The organism is Alteromonas confluentis (genome assembly GCF_001757105.1).
In the GTDB taxonomy this organism is placed as follows: Bacteria; Pseudomonadota; Gammaproteobacteria; order Enterobacterales; family Alteromonadaceae; genus Alteromonas; species Alteromonas confluentis.
In genome coordinates, this window is record NZ_MDHN01000039.1 from 57,440 (window position 1) to 78,317 (window position 20,878).

General features: G+C 47.7%; 22 protein-coding genes. 15 read left to right on the plus strand and 7 right to left on the minus strand.

What is annotated here, in order from left to right:
- The first annotated feature begins 16 nt into the window (after window positions 1-16).
- Window positions 17-403: a type IV pilin protein gene (locus BFC18_RS16570; RefSeq protein ID WP_083273148.1), complete on the plus strand. Its 387-nt coding sequence runs from the start codon at window positions 17-19 to the stop codon at window positions 401-403.
- Here the strand turns inward: BFC18_RS16570 and BFC18_RS16575 are convergent.
- Window positions 400-945, minus strand: coding sequence for a GspH/FimT family pseudopilin (locus tag BFC18_RS16575; protein ID WP_070126671.1), 546 nt, complete (start codon window positions 943-945; stop codon window positions 400-402). The two genes, BFC18_RS16570 and BFC18_RS16575, sit on opposite strands and share 4 nt — an antisense overlap.
- Window positions 946-1,259: 314 nt before the next feature.
- Between BFC18_RS16575 and BFC18_RS16580 the strand changes: the two genes are divergently transcribed.
- Window positions 1,260-1,598, plus strand: a complete 339-nt coding sequence (locus BFC18_RS16580) for a P-II family nitrogen regulator (protein ID WP_070126672.1) — start codon at window positions 1,260-1,262, stop codon at window positions 1,596-1,598.
- Window positions 1,599-1,653: 55 nt separating this feature from the next.
- Here BFC18_RS16580 and BFC18_RS16585 read toward each other — a convergent pair whose 3' ends face one another.
- Complete coding sequence (locus BFC18_RS16585; RefSeq protein ID WP_070126673.1) at window positions 1,654-2,130, minus strand: FKBP-type peptidyl-prolyl cis-trans isomerase; 477 nt, start codon at window positions 2,128-2,130, stop codon at window positions 1,654-1,656.
- A gap of 85 nt (window positions 2,131-2,215) precedes the next feature.
- Window positions 2,216-3,181, minus strand: coding sequence for a CAF17-like 4Fe-4S cluster assembly/insertion protein YgfZ (gene ygfZ / locus BFC18_RS16590; RefSeq protein WP_070126674.1), 966 nt, complete (start codon window positions 3,179-3,181; stop codon window positions 2,216-2,218).
- A 144-nt stretch (window positions 3,182-3,325) separates the two neighbouring features.
- On the opposite strand from ygfZ, the gene BFC18_RS16595 reads away from it, so the two are divergent.
- Both BFC18_RS16595 and BFC18_RS16600 read left to right on the plus strand, forming a co-directional pair.
- Window positions 3,326-3,577, plus strand: a complete 252-nt coding sequence (locus BFC18_RS16595; protein ID WP_070126675.1) for an FAD assembly factor SdhE — start codon at window positions 3,326-3,328, stop codon at window positions 3,575-3,577.
- A 484-nt stretch (window positions 3,578-4,061) separates the two neighbouring features.
- Complete coding sequence (locus BFC18_RS16600) at window positions 4,062-4,925, plus strand: MaoC family dehydratase (RefSeq protein WP_070126676.1); 864 nt, start codon at window positions 4,062-4,064, stop codon at window positions 4,923-4,925.
- Between the two features lie 82 nt (window positions 4,926-5,007).
- On the opposite strand, the gene nadB is transcribed toward BFC18_RS16600, so the two are convergent.
- Window positions 5,008-6,684, minus strand: coding sequence for an L-aspartate oxidase (gene nadB, locus BFC18_RS16605; protein WP_070126677.1), 1,677 nt, complete (start codon window positions 6,682-6,684; stop codon window positions 5,008-5,010).
- Between the two features lie 220 nt (window positions 6,685-6,904).
- Between nadB and rpoE the strand changes: the two genes are divergently transcribed.
- From rpoE to BFC18_RS16655, 10 genes are all read left to right on the plus strand, one after another.
- Window positions 6,905-7,483 carry an RNA polymerase sigma factor RpoE gene (rpoE, locus tag BFC18_RS16610; protein WP_070126678.1) on the plus strand — a complete coding sequence of 193 codons (579 nt, stop codon included), beginning with the start codon at window positions 6,905-6,907 and terminating at the stop codon, window positions 7,481-7,483.
- A 100-nt stretch (window positions 7,484-7,583) separates the two neighbouring features.
- Window positions 7,584-8,174: a sigma-E factor negative regulatory protein gene (locus BFC18_RS16615; RefSeq protein WP_070126679.1), complete on the plus strand. Its 591-nt coding sequence runs from the start codon at window positions 7,584-7,586 to the stop codon at window positions 8,172-8,174.
- Window positions 8,175-8,182: 8 nt separating this feature from the next.
- Window positions 8,183-9,334 (plus strand): MucB/RseB C-terminal domain-containing protein, encoded by a 1,152-nt coding sequence (locus tag BFC18_RS16620; protein WP_070126680.1) that lies wholly within the window; start codon window positions 8,183-8,185, stop codon window positions 9,332-9,334.
- On the plus strand, window positions 9,327-9,800 hold the full coding sequence (locus BFC18_RS16625; protein ID WP_070126681.1) for a SoxR reducing system RseC family protein: 474 nt from the start codon (window positions 9,327-9,329) through the stop codon (window positions 9,798-9,800). The genes BFC18_RS16620 and BFC18_RS16625 overlap by 8 nt, the downstream gene beginning before the upstream one ends.
- Before the next feature lie 235 nt (window positions 9,801-10,035).
- Window positions 10,036-11,832 (plus strand): translation elongation factor 4, encoded by a 1,797-nt coding sequence (gene lepA, locus BFC18_RS16630; protein ID WP_070126682.1) that lies wholly within the window; start codon window positions 10,036-10,038, stop codon window positions 11,830-11,832.
- On the plus strand, window positions 11,832-12,734 hold the full coding sequence (gene lepB / locus BFC18_RS16635; protein WP_070126683.1) for a signal peptidase I: 903 nt from the start codon (window positions 11,832-11,834) through the stop codon (window positions 12,732-12,734). The genes lepA and lepB overlap by 1 nt, the downstream gene beginning before the upstream one ends.
- The gene (rnc, locus tag BFC18_RS16640) at window positions 12,734-13,423 is read left to right on the plus strand and encodes a ribonuclease III (RefSeq protein ID WP_070126684.1); all 690 of its coding nucleotides are present in this window, start codon (window positions 12,734-12,736) and stop codon (window positions 13,421-13,423) included. The genes lepB and rnc overlap by 1 nt, the downstream gene beginning before the upstream one ends.
- Window positions 13,410-14,321, plus strand: coding sequence for a GTPase Era (gene era, locus BFC18_RS16645; protein WP_070126685.1), 912 nt, complete (start codon window positions 13,410-13,412; stop codon window positions 14,319-14,321). The genes rnc and era overlap by 14 nt, the downstream gene beginning before the upstream one ends.
- Window positions 14,322-14,352: 31 nt before the next feature.
- A complete protein-coding gene (gene pdxH / locus BFC18_RS16650) occupies window positions 14,353-14,991 on the plus strand; it encodes a pyridoxamine 5'-phosphate oxidase (RefSeq protein ID WP_070126686.1) in 639 nt (212 codons plus the stop codon).
- 9 nt (window positions 14,992-15,000) lie between these two features.
- Entirely contained in the window at window positions 15,001-15,765 is a 765-nt protein-coding gene (locus BFC18_RS16655) for a TatD family hydrolase (protein ID WP_070126687.1), read from the plus strand.
- On the opposite strand, the gene BFC18_RS16660 is transcribed toward BFC18_RS16655, so the two are convergent.
- Window positions 15,756-16,301, minus strand: a complete 546-nt coding sequence (locus BFC18_RS16660; protein ID WP_139139034.1) for a tetratricopeptide repeat protein — start codon at window positions 16,299-16,301, stop codon at window positions 15,756-15,758. The two genes, BFC18_RS16655 and BFC18_RS16660, sit on opposite strands and share 10 nt — an antisense overlap.
- Window positions 16,302-16,480: 179 nt before the next feature.
- Window positions 16,481-17,086, minus strand: a complete 606-nt coding sequence (locus tag BFC18_RS16665; RefSeq protein ID WP_070126688.1) for a hypothetical protein — start codon at window positions 17,084-17,086, stop codon at window positions 16,481-16,483.
- Window positions 17,087-17,225: 139 nt separating this feature from the next.
- On the opposite strand from BFC18_RS16665, the gene serB reads away from it, so the two are divergent.
- Window positions 17,226-18,224, plus strand: a complete 999-nt coding sequence (gene serB, locus BFC18_RS16670; protein ID WP_425388397.1) for a phosphoserine phosphatase SerB — start codon at window positions 17,226-17,228, stop codon at window positions 18,222-18,224.
- A 132-nt stretch (window positions 18,225-18,356) separates the two neighbouring features.
- On the opposite strand, the gene BFC18_RS16675 is transcribed toward serB, so the two are convergent.
- Window positions 18,357-20,867: a PilZ domain-containing protein gene (locus BFC18_RS16675; protein ID WP_070126729.1), complete on the minus strand. Its 2,511-nt coding sequence runs from the start codon at window positions 20,865-20,867 to the stop codon at window positions 18,357-18,359.
- Between the last annotated feature and the right edge of the window lie 11 nt (window positions 20,868-20,878).

Here is a 20,878-nt window from a genome sequence, read left to right on the forward strand (position 1 = left end):
CTACAAGGAAGGAAGTATGCTGTACCAAAGGAAGGATTCCACGGCTCAACAGGGCGTTAGCCTGGTTTCACTATTGATCTCGATGACAATTGTGGCGGTGTTAAGTGCACTGTCGGTGCCGTCTTATATGGATTATTTACAACGAAAGGACATTCAACAAGTGCGTCACAAGCTGATGACATGGCAGGCAGAGCAAATTCGATACCGGCTGGGAAACGACAAATATGCCAGCACGGCAGAGTTGTCTTCGGTGTCGGTGGCAGATTATGTGTTTAGTGTTGTCGCTGTTACTGCAACAGACTATACGTTGCAAGCTAAGCGCACACGGGCGTTAAACGATGGTTGCGACACACTTACTGTTACCGGGTCGGGGAGCTATTTGCCGGCAAAGTGTTGGCGTTAACTGCAAGTAAGATCAGCGCCCGCTAAATCTTCTTTAATGCCGTTGCCGCTATTATCCACGGCCACCGCCACCCGTCCGTACAAGCTAATTAACACCGCTGAGGCAGATTTCGCATCACCAGAAGCAGGGCAGAGCTTGATGGTTACTGCATTACTAACGCTGCCATCAGGAGAAAATACCAAAGCACCAGTGTGCCCTGAAATATTCACACCAGAAGATACGGGGTCGGATGAACTGATTAAGGGCTCTGCATCATCACGGCTGCCGTTACCGTTACTGTCAACAAAGACGATTTTAGCCTGACGCCAATCGCCCGAGCAGCTTTTATAATCGGCCGATGGGCATACCAGTGTGGTTTCTTCAGTATCAATTGCCGTGAAGCGCGCTGTGCGGGCTGCATTACTGATATCGTTAACCGTGGCAATAACCTTGTTTTGTTCAAGCACGCTTTGAATGGCCGGTGCACCGACGGTAAGCAAAATCGCCACAATGGCAACGCCTATCATTAATTCAATTAGTGTTAAACCGGTTTGCCTGCTCATGGAATATTAGTCAGAATGCTTTGTACTCTTTTATCAGAGTAACCGAATTAGGCGGTTGTTGCGTATATAAAATACAGCATACAGCTATACGCCTATACCCAAACTAATATCAACGACTGATGAGGGGTTTCGATTTTAAACACCTTTTTTGTTTCAGGCGTATATAATTAAGAAATAGGATTTAAGTCGAAATAGGGACGATGGTACGGCCCTTTACACCTTTCGTCTGTGTGTGAAAGCAAGTTTTTGTTATACAATGATTTTGCGACGCAGATGGATGTCGTATCAGTTCACTTAACAATGAGTAGCAAGTTATGAAAAAAATTGAAGCGATAATCAAACCGTTCAAAATGGATGATGTTCGTGAGGCGCTGGCCGAGGTAGGTATCGCGGGTATGACCGTCACTGAAGTTAAAGGTTTTGGCCGTCAAAAAGGACATACAGAACTTTACCGTGGTGCTGAATATCAGGTCGACTTTCTGCCAAAAATCAAAGTTGAACTGGTACTGGCTGACGATCAAGTACAGCAGGCAATCGAAGCGATTGAGGCGTCAGCAAAAACCGGCAAGATTGGTGATGGGAAGATCTTTGTAACTTCTGTAGAAACCGCCATCCGTATTCGTACCGGCGAACAAAACGAAGAAGCGATTTAAAACAAAAAAGCCGGAGAAGGCAGGGCCTTCTCCGGCTTTTTGTACATAATCGGGCTTAGTGGTGGTGACCACCTTCGCCGTGTACGTGACCATGATCTAGTTCTTCCGGCGTGGCTTCTCTTACCTCTACCACTTCAACGTCGAATTGTAAGGTAATGCCTGCCAGCGGGTGATTGCCATCTACAACCACATGATCATCGTTTACTTCAATAACGATTACAGACTGCTCACCACCTTCCGACGACGCACGGAATGACATGCCGGGTTCTACTTCCATCCCTTCAAACATATTTTTAGGCACGCTTTGTACCAGCTCATCCATACGCTGACCGTATGCTTTTTCGGGTTCTACTGTGGTGCTGAATTTGTCGCCGGCCGTTTTACCAACCAACTCGTCTTCCAAGCCTTCAATCAGAAAACGTCTGCCCATCAATACTACCAGCGGGTTCTTACCCACAGATGAATCGAGTTCGGTACCGTCTGTCGAGACAGTGTAGTGTAGCGTTACCACACTATCTGTTGTAATAGTCATAGTTATTCCTGTGATGGATTGTGTCTCACGACACGTGAATGTGTGTTATCGAGCAATCAGTGTGGTGATAGTCAGATAACGACGATTATTCTAAATTATAAGGCAATGCTGTAAAACATGACTGTAGTTCAGGGCTACTTGCCAACCTGTGCTGCGTGCTACTTTCGGTATCATTAGGTAACACAGCCATAAACCAGGTCTGTTCTTTAAGTTGCGCTTTACGAATAACGGTGCCGCCGCGGCGCCAACCATTTTCCAGTTCTTTTTCTACGGTATCACCTACGTTAACATCAACAGCCTGTGGGATACAAAAAACGTAACCTGCGCGTTTGTTTTTACCCAGATAGCGAGTGCGAGCCACCACTTCCTGCCCCATGTAACAGCCTTTGTTGAAATCAATACCGTTCAAGGCTTGCACGTTCATCATTTGCGGCACGAATTCGTTCACTACAGCGCCTGATACATCGGCAATGCCATGCTTTATCGCTAATGCTTCATACACGTCAGGGGCATATTCTGTCACCGAGTTATCTGACATCCATTGCTGAAATTGGGCTGCAGCGTCGGTATGAAGTGCCAGGAGCAACTGATCAGAGGGAAAATCTTGTCTTACCACCACACCCGCGTCATTTTGCAGTGTACTGAGTCCAGCATCGGGAAGGGCACCGAAAACGTCAATTACCCATTGAGCTGTTTTGTCGCCAGAAACCGCAAACAGCGTGACGTCATCAGCTCTGTCGTTAATTTCCACTTTGGAAAAAACACCATATTTTTTCAGTTGCCCCAGCGAGGATTCGGCACAGCCTTTTGGCATTGTTAACCAAATTTCATCATGCCATCTGTAAACGCTACTGAGTGACCATGTTTTTCCTTTAAAGTCGCAATGGGCCGCGTGTCTGGCGGTTTGCTCATCTAACTTCTTAACATTTACAGTCAGTTGGCCTTGCAAGTAATCGTCACGTTGCTCACCGGCAATCGACAGCACCGTGTAGTGAGTCAGTGGAATGACATAATCAGCAGCAAGGCTATCAAGTGTTTCAGGCGTAACCATTGGAAATCCGTAGTAAACTGGTTTATCTCCTATCAATGGGGGAGGATTTTCTATTCTCAACCACCGAAACGGGTAAAAAGGACGGTGAGAGTAGGTCGGGCTTCTGGTATAGTGCGGCGGATAAGTAATGAGGTAGATAGATAAATGTTCACAGAGAAAAGATACAACCGCTTAAAATGGGCCTGTCGACGCGGCATGCTTGAATTAGATGTACTGTTTCTGCCTTTTGTTGAAGAAGCATTTAGTGATTTAGACGCAGAGAAACAGGAAACGTTTGAACGACTGTTGACGTGTGATGATCCTGATCTTTTTGCCTGGTTTATGGGCCACCAGAAATGTGATGATCCTGAACTTGCCGAAATGGTGAAAATCATCCTGGATCGTGTCAAAGTATAATTTCACTCTGAAATGCTGGGCGTTCCGTCGATTGGCATTCTTAATGCCACTGTCGGCGGCGTCTATCGTTTTGTTGTGCCTTCCTCCTACAGCGAAAAGCTGGCTACCGGGAAACCTACCTGAACTGCTCATCATTTTTCTCGTAGTAATAACGTCAGTATGGCAATTTAGAACTAACATTCTGTGTGTTTTCTGCGCGTTGTTGAAGAGGCCTGTTCACGATTCAGTGAGAGATATTGCCCGCCCAACTATATGCGTTGAAGTCGAAGGCGACATTTGGACCGAGCAGGAATCAGGTGCAATACGACGCAGACAAATAGATATAAACCACAGCCGACTGTTTCCCGGTGCAATGTTTCTGCAATTCAGAACTGAAAACGGTGATGCGAGCTATCGCTGGGTATTCAGAGGGGAATGCGATGAGTTGTATTTTCGTCGATTGAGCCGGCTTATCGTTACATGAAGCTTTTTTGGAGATGCGTGTATGTTTGGTTTAATGTTCAAGGCGCTGACACACCGGCCTGACAAAAATTTACTGCGGCAATTTAAGCCACCCGTGGTACCCGCAATTACACGGGAAAAGAATATCATTATTGATGATAAGCATTTGGCCCGGTATGCATCGCTAACCGGTTGGGAGCATGCCGTATTGCACCCGTGTTATCTTCAGGTGCTGTCATTGCCGCTGCAGTTACAATGTTTGGCACATAAACGTAGCCCTTTTCCCCTTTTAGGCCTTGTTCATCGGGAAAACAAGATTCGTCAGTTAAATCACCTCGATAAAGCAAAGCCTTTTGAGATGCGTGTAGGATTTTCCGATATTAGTGCCTACAAGAGAGGGTGGGACGTGAAAATGTACGCCCGCGCGCTGCAAGACAATCAGTTGGTTTATGAAGCGCAAGCGACGTATCTTGTGAAAGCAAAAGCGCCCCATGTGTCAACGGAAAACAATGCTGGCACCGGAACGGTCCATATCAAGCCGCAGATAGAATATGCTGACGCAACCACGCATATCGAAGCGCCAGGGAATATAGGCAGGCGCTATGCGAAACTGTCTGGTGATGCGAATCCTATACATTTGAATGCGTTAACGGCCAAACCATTCGGTTTCCCCCGCGCCATCGCTCATGGTATGTGGACACTCGCCATGTCGGTAAGTCATCTCTATCCGGCGGCACCGGTTACGGAAATCACCATTGATAATCAATTTAAGAAACCGCTGCTATTGCCTGGCCAGGCGCAGTTAAAAACGGCGCAGAGTAACGGCGATACTCGCTTCTTGCTGGAAAATGCAGACAACAATGAGCCGGTGATAACCGGCGTTATGGCGAACTACTTTGCCCTGTAACCGATGCTTTTAGCCCAATAAAAAGCCCAGGTTAATTAACGTGGGCTTTTTGTTTGGTGACAAGATTACTACCGGTAAACCCTTAGTGGTCTTTTACCGTCGCCATAGAGCCGGGTTCGGGTTGCCATTTCGCAGGAAGCGGTTTCAACACCGTAGGCTTTGCGTCTGGAAGCAAGTCGGGATAATCAAGATTATAATGTAGCCCGCGACTTTCTTTACGCTCCATGGCACAGCGAACAATCAGCTCAGCCACAGTGACCAGGTTGCGCAACTCTAATAAATTGTTGGAGACACGGAAATTGGCGTAATACTCCTGAATCTCCTGGCTCAGTAGCTGTATTCGTCGCAGCGCTCTTTCCAGGCGTTTATTGGTGCGCACAATGCCTACGTAATCCCACATGAAGAACCGCAGTTCATGCCAATTGTGCTGAATGATGACCTCTTCATCAGAGTTGGTCACCTGAGATTCATCCCACGGCGCTATCGGTTCTTCTACGTAATTGTCTTGCAGGTGACTGAGAATGTCTTTTGCTGCTGCTGCGGCGTACACCACGCATTCTAACAGCGAATTTGACGCCATTCGGTTAGCACCGTGCAATCCGGTATAAGCTACTTCGCCCACAGCGTAAACGTTGTCCAGATCCGTTTTAGCGTTGAAATCTGTCATCACGCCCCCGCAACTGTAATGCGCTGCGGGCACCACGGGAATGGGCTGTGTGGTGATATCAATGCCCAGCGACAAGCACTTACGATAGATATTCGGGAAATGTTTTACCACGAATTCCGCCGGCTTGTGGCTGATGTCGAGATACATACACTCTGCACCCAAACGTTTCATTTCATAATCGATGGCCCGGGCGACGATATCGCGGGGAGCCAGATCACCGCGGTCATCAAACCGTTTCATAAAAGGTGTGCCGTCAGCATGACAGAGGCGGGCACCTTCACCGCGTAATGCTTCGGTGATCAGAAAATTCCGGGCCTGGGGATGATATAAACAGGTTGGATGGAACTGATTAAATTCCATATTGGCAACACGGCAACCTGCGCGCCATGCCATAGCAATACCGTCACCGCTTGAAACATCTGGGTTCGACGTATATTGATATACTTTACTGGCGCCACCTGTGGCAAGCACGATGAATCTGCTACGAATAACTTCAACGTGAGCGCGCTGTAGGTTCCATACATACGCACCAGTACAATTCTGGCTATTTTGCTTTGAACGGATAAGGTCAATCGCATTATAGCGTTCAAGGAATTCAATGTTTGGATGGGCTGAAACCACGTCATTTAACGTAATTTGCAATGCTTCGCCGGTGGCATCTGCAGCATGCAGAATGCGGCGATGACTGTGTCCACCTTCACGGGTAAGGTGAAAACGTTCTTCACCTTTTTCATCGGTTTCCGTGTCGAAAGGTACGCCATGATTAATAAGCCAGGTGAGCGCTTCTTTAGCATTCTCGGCGGTAAATCTAACCGCCGCTTCCTCGCAAAGTCCGGCGCCCGCATTGAGTGTGTCGGCTACATGTGCGTCAATTGAATCCTGCTCATCGAATACGGCAGCAATGCCACCCTGAGCGTATCGGGTAGAGCCTTCATTACGATCACTTTTACTCAGTACGATAACCCGGCAATGGTCGGCGAGTTTAAGCGCAAGACTAAGACCCGCAGCGCCACTGCCTATTACAAGTACGTCGCACTGGTGTTCAATACTTTGATGTTCCGCTGAAGGTAGTGATGAAGCCACTGATTTCATGGTATTTTAGCGGTTTATAACTAGGATAAGGTTCGGCAAGTCTAAATGAAGCGTGGAAAAAGGCAAATCGCTAATATCCCGTTATGGTAAATTTTCTTATATCTTTTATTGATAATTTAAAGTTTGACCGCATTTTCTTCGAACTTTCTGAAAAATATGCAGTCTACCTGATGCTTGCATGAGCTGTTTATGTGGTAGATGTTAAGGAGAAATGGCTCGGATGAGCGAGCAGATAACCGATCAACAGATTGTTGAAAAGGTACAGAACGGTGATAAAAATGCATTTAACCTGCTGGTAACCCGTTATCAGCATAAAGTCATGCATCTGGTGTCGAGGTATGTGAAAAATACCGGTGATGTAGCAGATGTCACGCAAGATGCGTTTATAAAAGCTTACCGTGCTTTGCCCAATTTTCGTGGAGACAGTGCGTTTTATACCTGGCTCTACCGTATCGCTGTTAACAGTGCAAAAAATTATCTCGTTGCTCAGGGGAGAAAACCGCCTGCCAACGATGTAGATGCAGAAGAGGCAGATTATTACGACGGCAGTGACGCACTCAGAGAGCAGTCTACCCCCGAACGCAGTTTGCTTTCTGATGAAATCGAGGCGACGTTGTTCCGTGTGGTAGAAAAACTGCCTGACGATTTGCGTATGGCTATTACGCTTCGTGAGATCGAAGGACTAAGTTACGAAGAGATCGCCAGTGTAATGGGTTGTCCGGTAGGCACTGTACGTTCTCGGATCTTCCGGGCACGTGAAGCCATCGACAAAGTCATTCAGCCACTTTTGGAAAATTAATTTAGTTTTTTTCGCGATGAAGTTGAACTTTCTCGGGATGAAGTGAACTAAATAGCTGTGTTATGGTAGCAAGCGATCATTTGGATCAGGATTTTATAGTATGACGCAACAGCAAGAAAAATTGTCAGCCTTTATGGATGGTGAGACAGATAGCGCTGAAATTATGGAAGCTATCCTCAATGATGAAGAGCTGAAAGCAAAATGGCAGCGTTACCATGTTATCCGTAGTGGTTTACGCAAAGAAGCAACGGTGGCACCAGAGATGGACATCACCGCAGCAGTGGCTGCAGCCTTAGACAGCGAGCCAACAGTCATGGCGCCTAAGCGCTCAGGCTGGAAATCACTGCCACTTATTGGCAACGTGGTTCCATTTGCAAAGCAAAGTGGCCAGTTTGCGGTTGCGGCTTCCGTTGCCGTTGCCGTCATCTTAGGCGTGCAGCAGATGAATCAGCCAGAGCCAACTGAACCGTTTTCGACATTCGAAACGCCGGGACGCATTGGTGGTTTGTCACCAGTTAGTCTTGAGCAAACTCGTACGTTGCCTCGCAACGACATGAGCGTGGTTCTGGAAAAGAAACGTAAGATTAATGCTATCATTGCAGACCACGAGCAGCAGATTCAGCTGAAACAAGCTGAAGATCAGAGCAACGAGGTAGATCAGGAAGCGCGGTCAAACGTTAATCCAGACTAAGAGTTTCGATGACAAAAGCATTTTTTAATAACGTACCAGCTCCCTCGGAGCTGGTACGTTTGTTTTCACCGCGGAATTTTTGCATTTATAGCCTGGCGTCTGTTGGGCTCGCATTTTCTGTTCATGCTCAACAGCCCCCATCCCCGCAAATAAAGAGCCAATCCCAGCCAGATGCTATTGTATCTGAGCAAAACTCCATGCTGGCCGACGACGACAATAATGCATTGGCTGATGTTTATCCCTATGCACTTACGGAAAAACCGCAATCTGCCACAGATTGGATGCTGAAAATGTCTGCGGCGGTGAGAACGCTGAATTTTGAAGTGTCATTTGTTGTAAGCAGGCTGAATCAGGAAACGGTACCGTTCTTGTGGCGTCATGGTGTGCTTAACGATGGCACTTCTGTTGAACAGCTGAACTTACAAAATGGACCTGGACGGGAACTGATTCGATTTGGTGATGTAGTCAGTATTTTTGAACCTGATGCACCGCCTTATAGTTTGCAGTCTAAATACATCAATGGTCCGATCCCCAGCGAGTTACTTTATGATCCGATGTCGCTGGTGAAGGGTTACGATTTTGTTTCTGTCGGCCGTGCGCGCGTAGCCGGCAGACCTGCTCAGCAGCTCCGGGTTGTTAGTCGTGATAATACGCGTTTCAGTTATCAACTATGGCTTGATCAGCAATCAGGTATGCTGTTGAAAATGAATACCCTGGATTTACAGGGAAATGTGCTCGAACAAATCCAGGTGAGTTCGTTTGAGATTCATCAACAGGCGCCGGAATATTTTGCAAAAGTAAACAGAGATTCATTACCTGCCGCCCTGGCACTACATTCGGCAGCAAATCGGGCGCAAAACTGGGAAGTGGATTACCTCCCCAGTGGCATGGTTGAGGTAAAACAGGATATCAGGCGACTGGCAGTAACCGGTCAGGTTGTTGAATACAAATTATTTTCTGATGGACTGGTCGATGTGTCAGTTTATGTACAGCCCGCAGCCGATGCCATTGGTTCTGACCTGGTGTTGCGCCATGAACTGAGTACATTCTTGAGCCTGACTGATGGTAAAGCCCAGGTTACGGTGATCGGAGAAATTCCTTTGCAAACGGCGAATGCCATCGCAACTTCGTTGAAATTAAAGGACGACAACGGTGATTAAAGAAACGGCGACAGTGGTGGCCGTAGACGGCGATTTCATCACCGTGGAAGCAGCCATTAAAACCACCTGCTCAAGCTGTCAGGCGCAAAGCGATTGTGGTTCAGGGGTCATTTCCCGGGCATTGTCACCGCGCACGCAACAGCTTTCTTTGCGTTCGCCGGTTCCCTGTAAAGTGGGCGATACTGTGCGTATCGGTGTACCTGAAGCCGGGGTAGTGGCAGCGTCTTTATGGCTCTATGTTGTGCCTCTCATCGTATTGGTGATATCGGCTATCGGCGCAGGGCAGGGTTTGCCCCGCCTGGGTTTGCACAGCGAACTATGGGCACTGGCAACCAGCCTACTGTTAACCTTTGGCTCGTTCATCCTGATCTCAGGCCATCTGAAGAAAATTGACCAGACCCGCTTTCAACCGGTTATTTTGAGCGCTACTGTTTCCACTTCAGAGATTTACACGCCACAAAAATAGCGAAGAGGTGACGCCAAGCCCCGGTATCACCCCTCAATTTCTGCAATAATTCGTATTATTATCGCAGACTATCCTAAATGGTGAAGCTTATTCGCTTTTCGCCGAATAAATAGGTAAAATCCGCACGCTTTGCACCAGCGTATTTTTATACACGCATGTGGTGTCGTGAAACAGTAAGTCATAAACTTACTTTCCGGTTTGTTTAATTCTATCTCGCAGGACATTTTCCAGCATTATGCAACAGTCGCACATTCGTAATTTCTCTATCATTGCCCATATTGACCATGGGAAATCCACGTTATCAGACCGTCTTATCCAACATTGCGGAGGATTGACTGACAGGGAAATGGCTGCGCAGGTTCTTGATTCAATGGATCTGGAGCGTGAGCGCGGTATCACCATTAAGGCCCAGAGCGTAACGTTGAATTACAAAGCCAACGACGGCGAAACGTATCAGCTCAATTTCATCGATACCCCAGGTCACGTAGATTTCACCTACGAAGTTTCTCGTTCATTGGCAGCCTGTGAAGGCGCACTGCTGGTGGTTGATGCCGGTCAGGGCGTAGAAGCGCAAACACTTGCCAACTGCTACACCGCCATTGACTTAGATATGGAAGTGGTGCCAATCCTGAATAAAATAGACCTGCCTCAGGCTGAGCCTGAGCGTGTAGCAGAAGAAATTGAAGATATCGTGGGTATTGATGCCATTGACGCGGTACGTTGTTCTGCCAAAACCGGTATTGGTATTGAAGATGTACTGGAAGTGATTGTTAAGCGTGTACCGCCACCTTTGGGTGAGCGTGAGGCACCGCTAAAGGCATTGATTGTTGACTCCTGGTTTGATAACTATCAGGGCGTTGTATCTTTGGTTCGTATTGTTGAAGGCGAACTGAATGCAAAAGACAAAATTAAGATCATGTCGAACGGCCAGGTGCACCAGGCAGATAAAGTGGGTATCTTTACGCCGAAGCAAACCGAAACCGGTACCCTTAAAGCCGGTGAAGTAGGTTTCATTATTGCGGGTATTAAAGAAATTCACGGTGCACCGGTGGGTGATACCATTACGCTGGCACGAGCACCTGCTGAAAAAGCCTTGCCTGGCTTTAAGAAAATCAAGCCACAAGTTTATGCCGGTGTGTTCCCGGTCAGTTCAGACGACTACGAAGATTTCCGTGATGCGCTGGATAAGCTCAGCCTGAATGATGCCTCTTTGTTCTTCGAACCAGAGAGTTCTGCCGCACTGGGCTTCGGTTTCCGTATTGGTTTCCTGGGCATGCTGCACATGGAGATTATTCAGGAGCGTCTTGAGCGCGAATACGATCTGGATCTAATCACTACCGCACCCACAGTAATCTACGAAGTGGTTACCACCAAAGGTGAAACGATGCAGGTAGACAACCCGTCTAAGCTGCCAGCAGTGAATGAAATTGCTGAAATTCACGAACCGGTTGTTGAGGCCAACATTCTGGTTCCGCAGGAATACCTGGGTAATGTCATCACACTTTGCGTTGAGAAGCGTGGTGTGCAGACCAACATGGCTTATCACGGTAAGCAGGTCGCGGTAACCTATGAACTGCCGATGGCTGAAGTGGTGATGGATTTCTTCGACCGTCTTAAGTCAACCAGCCGGGGCTTTGCTTCACTGGATTACAACTTCAAGAAGTTCCAGGAATCCGACATGGTGCGGGTAGATGTATTGATTAACGGTGAGCGTGTTGATGCGCTGGCGATGATCACGCACCGCGAAAACAGTCAGGGCCGTGGCCGTGAACTGGTGGAAAAGCTGCGTGAACTCATTCCTCGCCAGATGTTTGATATCGCCATTCAGGCGGCGATCGGCAACCACATTATTGCACGAAGCACAGTAAAACAATTGCGTAAGAACGTTATCGCCAAGTGTTACGGTGGTGACGTGAGCCGTAAGAAAAAACTGCTGCAAAAACAAAAAGAAGGGAAGAAGCGCATGAAGCAAGTCGGTAACGTTGAGTTACCACAGGATGCGTTCCTCGCTGTTCTCAAGGTAGGTAAGTAATGGCAAATTATTTTTCGATTTTGTTGGTTATCCTGACGGTAGCCACTGGTCTCATTTGGCTACTCGATAGCCTGTTATGGGCACCGGCAAGGAAGCAAAAGTCTGTACAAGGTACAGAAGCTGCATCGTCTGCGACAGGCCAGCAAGCCGAATTGCCGTGGTTAGTTGATACATCACAACAGATTTTTCCGGTTATCGCCTTTGTATTGGTGCTGCGCTCGTTTTTGTATGAGCCGTTTCAAATACCGTCGGGCTCAATGATGCCAACCCTGTTGGTGGGCGATTTCATTCTGGTAGAAAAGTTTGCCTACGGTTTGAAAGATCCGGTGCTGCGAAGCAAATTTATCGAAACCGGCGAGCCTGAGCGGGGCGATGTGGTGGTGTTTAAATATCCTGAAGACACCAACGTCGATTACATCAAGCGTGTGATTGGTCTGCCGGGCGACACTATTGTCTATCAGAACAAACAAATTTTTATCAAGCCCTATTGCGAAAGCGGTACGGATTGCCCTGAAATGAAGCCCGTGCCACTGGAATTCCAGGAGCGTGGTGAATTTGTGCAGGATATGGTGCCACTGCTGCGTTACACCGAGCAACTTGGCGATGTTACCCACGATATTTTGCGTAATCCGGGCCGCAGTATTCCTGCTTCAAATTTCTATACACAACCAGGTACTCGCAGTAACGAATGGATTGTGCCTCAGGGCGAATATTTCGTGATGGGTGACAACCGTGAAAACAGCCGTGACAGCCGTTTTTGGGGGTTCGTACCCGACGAGAACTTAGTGGGTAAGGCGGTGGCTATCTGGATCAGCTTCGAATTTGAGCGTTCCGCAGACAGTTTCCTGCCTGGTTGGGTTCCTACCGGCGTTCGATTTAATCGTGTTGGTGGCATTGAGTAATGCAGGGTATCGACCGATACGCACGGTTATCGAAACTACTCGATTACCGTTTTAAAGACGAAGGTTTATTAGAGCAGGCGCTCACTCACCGCAGTGCGGCAAAAAAGCACAACGAGCGCCTGGAGTTTTTAGGTGATGCAGTATTGGGCATGGTTGTCGCTGACGCCTTATTTGCTCGCTTCCCCACGGTGCCAGAAGGCAAGCTCACTCGCATGCGTTCCACACTGGTAAAAGGCGACACCCTGGCAGAAATGGCAAAAGAAGCCGGGGTCGGCGAACTACTTAAATTGGGCCAGGGTGAGCTGAAGAGTGGCGGTCACCGTCGAAGCTCTATTCTTGCCGATGCCGTAGAAGCCATTCTCGGCGCGATTTATTTAGATGACGGTATCGACACCGTACGCGGTGTTATTCTGCGTTTATGGTCAGACCGTATCGATCGCCTTGATCCGAACGAACACCCTAAGGACAGCAAAACCCGGTTACAGGAGTACCTCCAGTCCCGCCGTGAGCCGTTACCGGTTTACGAGGTGGTGACCATTAGCGGTAAAGACCACGCACAAACCTTTGAAGTCAGTTGCACCGTAGCGCGACTCGATGCACCGGTTTTTGGTGTGGGAAATAGCCGCCGCAAAGCAGAACAACAAGCTGCTAAAGAGACATTGGAGAAGCTTGAACATGCATCTGAATGATGATGTCGAAACCTATTGCGGACTGGTTGCCATTGTCGGCCGTCCAAATGTGGGTAAATCCACGCTACTGAATCGTATTTTGGGTCAAAAGGTCAGTATTACCTCGCGTAAACCGCAAACGACCCGTCACCGTATTTTGGGTATTGATAGCGAAGAAGCTTATCAGACCATTTACGTTGATACGCCAGGGCTTCACCAAGACGAGAAAAAAGCCATCAACCGTTACATGAACCGTGCCGCTTCCAGTTCATTGGCTGAGGTGGGGTTGGTGCTGTTTGTGGTGGAAGGAACTCGCTGGACTGAAGACGACGAGATGGTGCTGACGAAAGTGAAAAACAGTCGCCTGCCTTGTTACCTCGTTATCAATAAAGTAGATAAAGTCGAAGACAAAGCGTCGTTGATTGATCACATCCAAATGCTGTCTGAAAAACATGAGTTCGACCATATTTTTCCGGTAAGTGCAAAAAACGGCAAACAAGTGGATGCACTGCGTGAAATGGTGCAGAAATCCTTGCCGCCGAGCGAGTTCTATTATCCAGAGGATTATATTACTGATCGCTCCAGCCGCTTTATGGCAGCGGAAATTATCCGCGAAAAACTGATGCGATTTACAGGAGATGAGCTGCCTTATTCCACCACGGTTGAGATAGAGCAATTCAAACTCATGGAAAATGGTGTATACCGAATTAATGGTCTTATTCTGGTAGAACGCGATAGCCAAAAACGTATGGTTATTGGTAAAGCCGGCAACCATATTAAAACCATTGGCGAGCAGGCCCGTAAAGATATGGAGAACCTGTTTGATAATAAGGTTTTTCTTGAGCTGTGGGTGAAAGTGAAACAGGGCTGGGCTGATGATGATCGCGCCTTACGTTCACTGGGCTACGGCGACGACTAAGTGATCCGTCTTACGACGTTGTGGAGGTAATATGTCTCTTTCTGATATTCGTCGGCAATATTCAAATGCGCATTTAACTGAGCAGGAGCTCACAGGGCATCCTATTGCGTTGTTTCGTAAATGGTTAGATGACGCCATCCAGTCAGACAGCCCGGACCCCACTGCAATGACAGTGGCCACGGTAGACCCATCAGGCCAGCCATCGCAGCGCATTGTATTGCTAAAAGATGTTAGCGAGGACGGATTCCTGTTTTACACCAACCTTGGTAGTCGCAAGGCGCAAGAGTTGTCGCAAAACAATAAAATCTCTCTGCATTTTCCTTGGTTTTTTATGGAACGCCAGGTACGGGTTTGTGGCACCGCGCATAAACTGCCTACCACTGAGAATGCAAAGTACTTCTTCTCTCGTCCTAAAGACAGTCAGCTCGCGGCTTATGCCTCTCGTCAGAGTCAGCCTATTGCAACCCGCGAGCTGCTTATGACGCAGTTTAAGCAGCTTAAAGATAAGTTCGCTAACAAAGCACTGCCGGTACCGGATTTCTGGGGTGGCTTCCGTGTTGAGCCGCACCAGATAGAGTTCTGGCAGGGTGGGGAAGACCGTCTGCACGATCGTTTTGAATACAATAAAACCGCAGACGGCAACTGGACCACGCAGCGCTTAATGCCGTAGCTTCTACTTATGATAGACAGCCACTGTCACCTGGATTTACCCGCCTTTGATGACGATCTTGATGATGTACTTCAACGGGCGAAAGAAGCGGGCGTCAGTGGTTTTTTAATTGCGGGTACCACGCCCGCGGGCTGGCAAAAACAGCTCGATATTCAGGCTAATCACACCAATATTCATCTTGCCTTTGGAATTCATCCTTGGTTTATTCGTAGCGCGCTGGATGATGCTCTCTCCGATTTGCAGCAAATGGTCGCAACACACCGTGACAGGGTATGCGCCATTGGTGAAATCGGCCTTGATGCCACCATCGAATTACCTCTTGCAGAACAGGAAACCTGGCTACTGGCACAAATAGAAGTCGCGAAACAAAGTAAACTTCCGGTAATCCTTCATCACCTTAAAACCCATCACCGTCTACCTGCACTCATCAAACAGTCTGGCTTTACCTATGGTGGTGTCGTCCACGCTTTCTCTGGTAACGCGCAAGTGGCTAAGCAGTATATTGATCTAGGGTTTAAACTTGGGGTTGGTGGCACTGTCACTTATCCAAGAGGGCAAAAGACGTTAAACGCGGTGGTGGAAGTAGGGTTAGATAATATTCTGCTTGAGACCGATTCCCCTGATATGCCCGTTTATGGCTACCAGGGGCAGCGCAACGAGCCAGCTAGGCTGGTAAATGTGGTAGGCATATTAGCCGAAGCCTTTTGTACCTCACCGGAAATTATCAGCGCCCGCACAAACACGCATTTCAGGCAGTTGTTTATTCAGCCCTGACCAGAAGGTTTTATATCCATGCTGGTGAGATATTCATCGGCATCAATAACCCCTTCGAGACTGGCTTTTTTCAGCCAGGCAATGCCCTGTAGACGATCGGCCACTACGCCTCGGCCCTCAATCAGCGCGACACCATAGTGATATTTCGCCAAACTGGAATAGCCCGCGGCGTCATTGGTGTTGGCGCCGCGCTTCATCAGTGCCGTGGCTTTCGCAAGATCCTTTTCCACCGCCACACCGGTTTCATACATCTGTGCAAGCCAAATCATGGCGTAAACGCTGTCGAAACGTTCGATGCAGTCATTAAAAATTGCCAGTGCTGCAGCGTGATCGCCGGTTTTCTCTGCTGCATAACCGTAAAGACACTTAAGCTGATTATGGCTGCTTATCATGCTGTCGTAGCTGAGTTCATTACCGGTGACTTCACGGGCGACGTTGGTTGAATCATTGTCGGCACTGCTGTCGGCCACAGCCTCGAATGCGCTAAAAGTAAACAGCAAGGGCGTAAGTATGTAGCTAACGTGTGATAACTTCATGGGCTTTCCTGAGAACATTATTGTTGATGGTTTATTAACCACATTAGCAAAGGAAGCGGGGCGGGGCCAGTTCAGTAATCGGCAGTTAACATCGGCATATTGCTTAGCTGAATATACGGCGCTATTGCCATGATCTCAGTGTATGTGAATTCCTGGGGGGAACATTCAACCAAACTGATTTAGCGGTTACTGTTCTGCAGCAGATAACGGTAACGCCACCCAAGCAGGGTTATGATTACACCGCTGATGATACCTATGATCAACAAGGCGGCTTGTAACATAAAATCAGCGCTAATAAGTTGTCTTCGCTCTTCAAGCAAAGCGTCATCATCAAAAACGATTTGCAGCACACCGGTCTGAATATGGTCTGGATTCATTATAGGCTGCATTTTTACGGGGAAGGGCGTATTAGAATCTAAAGTGGCTGGCGCTGTTTCACTGATGGCAGAGCTTAATTCTCTACCGCTCACATCAAAAACGGCCGCTTTACGTATTACAGGGGAGCTTACCAGTCGGGTTAAGTGCGCATCGATGGCATCGGCATGCTTTTGTGCCACCGCGTCTGCGAGTAACATACTGTATTGCTCAGCTAAAACATCAACAGGCAGCGCGGCGGCCTTTTCCAGTGATTGCTGGGCATAATGACGTTGTGTCAAAGCCAAAAAGATACTCGCGATCACAAGTAAGGAAACGGCAAGCAGATGAACGTTTCGCTTTTGCAGCCATGCAAACCAATGTGTTTTCTCTGGGGCAGGCGTTTTCCATGCCGCGTATTTATCAGTCATATTTAGAAAGCTTAACGGTTTGTATTCATGATACCGGTTTTCGATTCCTGGGCATAATCTATTCATAAAAGGCTGTTTTACCTTGTCGATGAATTCGCTAGGATACGCATTCTTTTATTGGCAGGATTTTATTTTGAGCGTGTTAACGGTTTCTTCATTACATAGTCAGCAAGGCTTGCTGGCGTTATTCGGCGCACAACCAGATGGCGTGGTGTTTAAAGATGCGCAATGGCAGGCTGCAAGTGGCAGTGAAGCAGCAACAGACGCAGTGTTAACCGTGTACGCCCCGGCGCTTACCCTTAGCCAACTAGCAGGTATCACTCAGGCGTTGGAAGGAACTTGTGATCTACACGGTTTTACCCTGCATCCGCTTAGCGGTAAGTTTCATGAAGTGGTGGTGAAAGCACCGGTAACGGTGTTGGATGAATCTGCATTGAAGCCGCAGCTAGAAGCTATTGCCGCCCAGTATTATGTCGACATTGTTGTACAGCATAATCAACCAGAACTTGCTCGTCCGGGTTTGTTGGTGATGGACATGGACAGCACTATTATCCAAATTGAATGTATCGATGAAATCGCCAAACTAGCGGGGCTGGGTGAAAAAGTCGCAGAAGTGACGGCACGTGCCATGCGTGGTGAACTGGCATTCAGTGAAAGTCTGATCTCTAGGGTGGCGTGCCTAAAAGGCGTGCCAGTGGCACAGCTTGCACAAATTCGTGACAGCATTCCATTGATGCCTGGCGTTGTACCGCTCATTGCAGAACTAAAAGCCCACGGTTGGAAAATTGCTATTGCCTCTGGTGGCTTTACTTACTTCGCTGCCTATGTGAAGGAGCGCCTTGGTTTAGATGCGGCTTACTCGAATACGTTAAAAGTCGACGGCGACGTGTTGGCTGGAGAAGTGGTGGGTGAAATCGTAGACGCCGACGTTAAAGCGCGCAGAGTGGCGTCGCTGGCAGATGAATGGCAAATTCCCATGTCGCAAACGGTAGCGATGGGCGACGGTGCTAACGATTTAGTGATGATGGCTAAAGCCGCATTGGGTGTTGCTTGTCATGCTAAGCCGTTGGTACGTGAAAAAGCCGACACTGCTATTCGTTATAGTGGCTTACAAGGCATGCTTTATTTACTCAAATGATAGGTTCTTAGCCCAGGCACGCGTTGCATAATTGCGCTTTGCAGGGGCGATTCGCAGTACGATAAGTCGTAGAAGAATTATTGGAAAGTACGGAAGGTGACAGCGCTAATGCGAGTCACCCTGTTCGCTGTGTCAATTTAACATTTTTTGAATGCGGTTTGTTGCTTCGTTGGCTTTTACAACCTGGCTATTACGCGCAATCGTGGCTTGGTCATACCCGAAACGCATGAGTACTTCCTGGGTCATGTCGATTAAATGCACTGACGCACCTATAGACCAGATTTTTTCTTCCAACTCTTTTGCGCGGTGCAAAGCATAGGTGCTGACATAATTTAATTCAGCTTGCAGCATGGCCAAATCGGGCTTACCTGTAAGCGTAATTAACACCTGAAACGCAACAAAATGCCCTTTTGAAATCGCCTCTGAAATAAAGGTCTTTTTACTCTCATCGTTAGCAAACTGCTTATCAAGCTTAGGTATTATTGCCTGGCCAATCTCTTTCGCTGTAGGCTCGTACGCAACCAATAACTCTTCTCTTACTAACTGATGGTCGATTTTCAACGTCTTTATGCTGCTCGTTATAAGCGGCGATTCTTGTTGTCTGTCCCGGTATAGAAACTCAATATTAACGCGGTTTTGCGAAGCAGCATGAGAGAGTAAGTGACAAGGCACGGTCCCCTTGTTTTGATAGACTGCCGTATCAGGCTCATACCTCACACCGGTTTTAGCCAGCAGGAAAGCAAAGTTAGGCGTGTGGCGCGCGTTAATACAGCGCAGCGCATGACCAATCCCCGGGGTTTCCTCTTCTTCAGGATAGGTTTTCAATGACTGCTTGTTTTGTTTGATGAGTGTATTGAAGAATTGCCGTGCCGCTGCGCCGGCTTCGCCTTCTACGGCTTTCAAATGCAGAATATTGCGGTCGGCATTATGATGAATCACTTCATAGTTCATACTGATCGTGGCTGACTTCGAGGTCAGGCGAGGAAATTGAATTTTCACCACGCTCCCTGTATCGCCCGCAAACTCAGGTGAAATTTCAAGGCGTAAGCCAGATATTGAAATGTCTTCAGAAATGCCTGTGCTATGGAAGCTGTCATCGAAGCCCGTTAATTCGATAGGGGTGCGCAGAATGTAGCGCGTCTCCATTCGCTGTTCGGAAAAACGATAGCGGTAAGGTTTAATCGCTATAGGCGCTTTGTTTCTGGGGTGACCAAAAACGCGTAAGTGTCCCAGGTTCTTTCTGTCGAATCTGCGTGAGGCATATTGCCGTTGGCCAGAAAGGGAGGTCACATCGGTGATATGAACAATATACTTAAGGTTTTTGAGTCTTGCCATCAGTCGAGCCGATGGTGGAGAATTTTGTTTTTTCGCTGCGTTGGCGGCACTATCGGGTATGGATAACGGGGCGTAGGCCTCGTCGGGTGTCATCGATGATAAGGTGAGTTTGAACACCCGCCAACTAACTTTCCGAGAGCCAAAACCAATATACAGGGCCTTGAGTTTATCATTCTGTTCAAGCTCCAAATTGGAAGCCGAATAGAAATATACCGCGCCGTCTTTTACGTGGGTAAAGCAGTAAATGTACATTTCCGCCCGGGTTGTCGACTGCTTCTGCAACCAGGCCAGACGGGAGGGTTTGAGCATATAGCCCAATTTCACGTCATCGTTCTCATCTTTCCAGTAGTCCAAGATTTCCTTGTTTGTACTGTTGAGCATGGCGTACCGGGGAAGCAGATGATTGTCTTGTTCATCAATAAAAATAGGTAAAGAAGGACTACAAGGCGAAATATATTGCTCAGCCGTTTTATTGATTATCGCTTCAACGGTGTTGTTTAGATTTACTTTATACCGCCGCTTATTTCCGTGAATAAAGTTGTTCAGGAATTTATCAAATGACGGTGCCGGGAAATCTGTGTTTCTTTTTAAAATTAAATAGAAATTACCGCGCTCAAATTTGGTCGTGATGACGTGATAATGAATGCCACTTCTATTGTCCATGGCAAATTCATCTTCAAATCCGCGGAAATGGATTTGCAATGGCTGACCAGCATTAAATGCATATTCGTTGGGGAGCTTAAGTCGTAGCCCTTCTATAGAAATGTCTACACTCGTGCCTTTGAAGAAATTGTGATGTTCATCTTCAATGTCTAACGCAACCGCAAAGTTCATCCTCTCATGATTACGATGATGGTACGCCAACAGATTTACTACGGGAATAATGTGGTTTGGTAGATTTTCTTGGTTAGATTCAGGGGGGCTTTTTTCTTCAGAACGGGCTGCTTCGGCCCGGTCGCGCATAACCCGAAAATTGTTTTCGGTTTTCATCACCGCTTCGTAAACGCCAAACGTGTAGTTGCCGTATACTTTGACCTGACGTTTAAACACGTCAATGGCTACGTCGTCCAGATAGTGTTTTCGATCGCGAAATTCGAACAGTCGGCAATCGCCATCCACTTGACCTCGTAAGTCAATGGCGCGCAGGCAGGGCTTGGCCAACCGTTTGAGCTCCATCTTTATCAAGAAGCGCTTTTCTGAAGGAAGCTCATGGGTGAGTTGGATCAGAACCTGATTAAATTCCGGACGCCCGACAGACGGTTTCAATTGCTCAATGACATCTGCAAATTGCTGAAGTTCTTTTTCCATTTCACCGACTA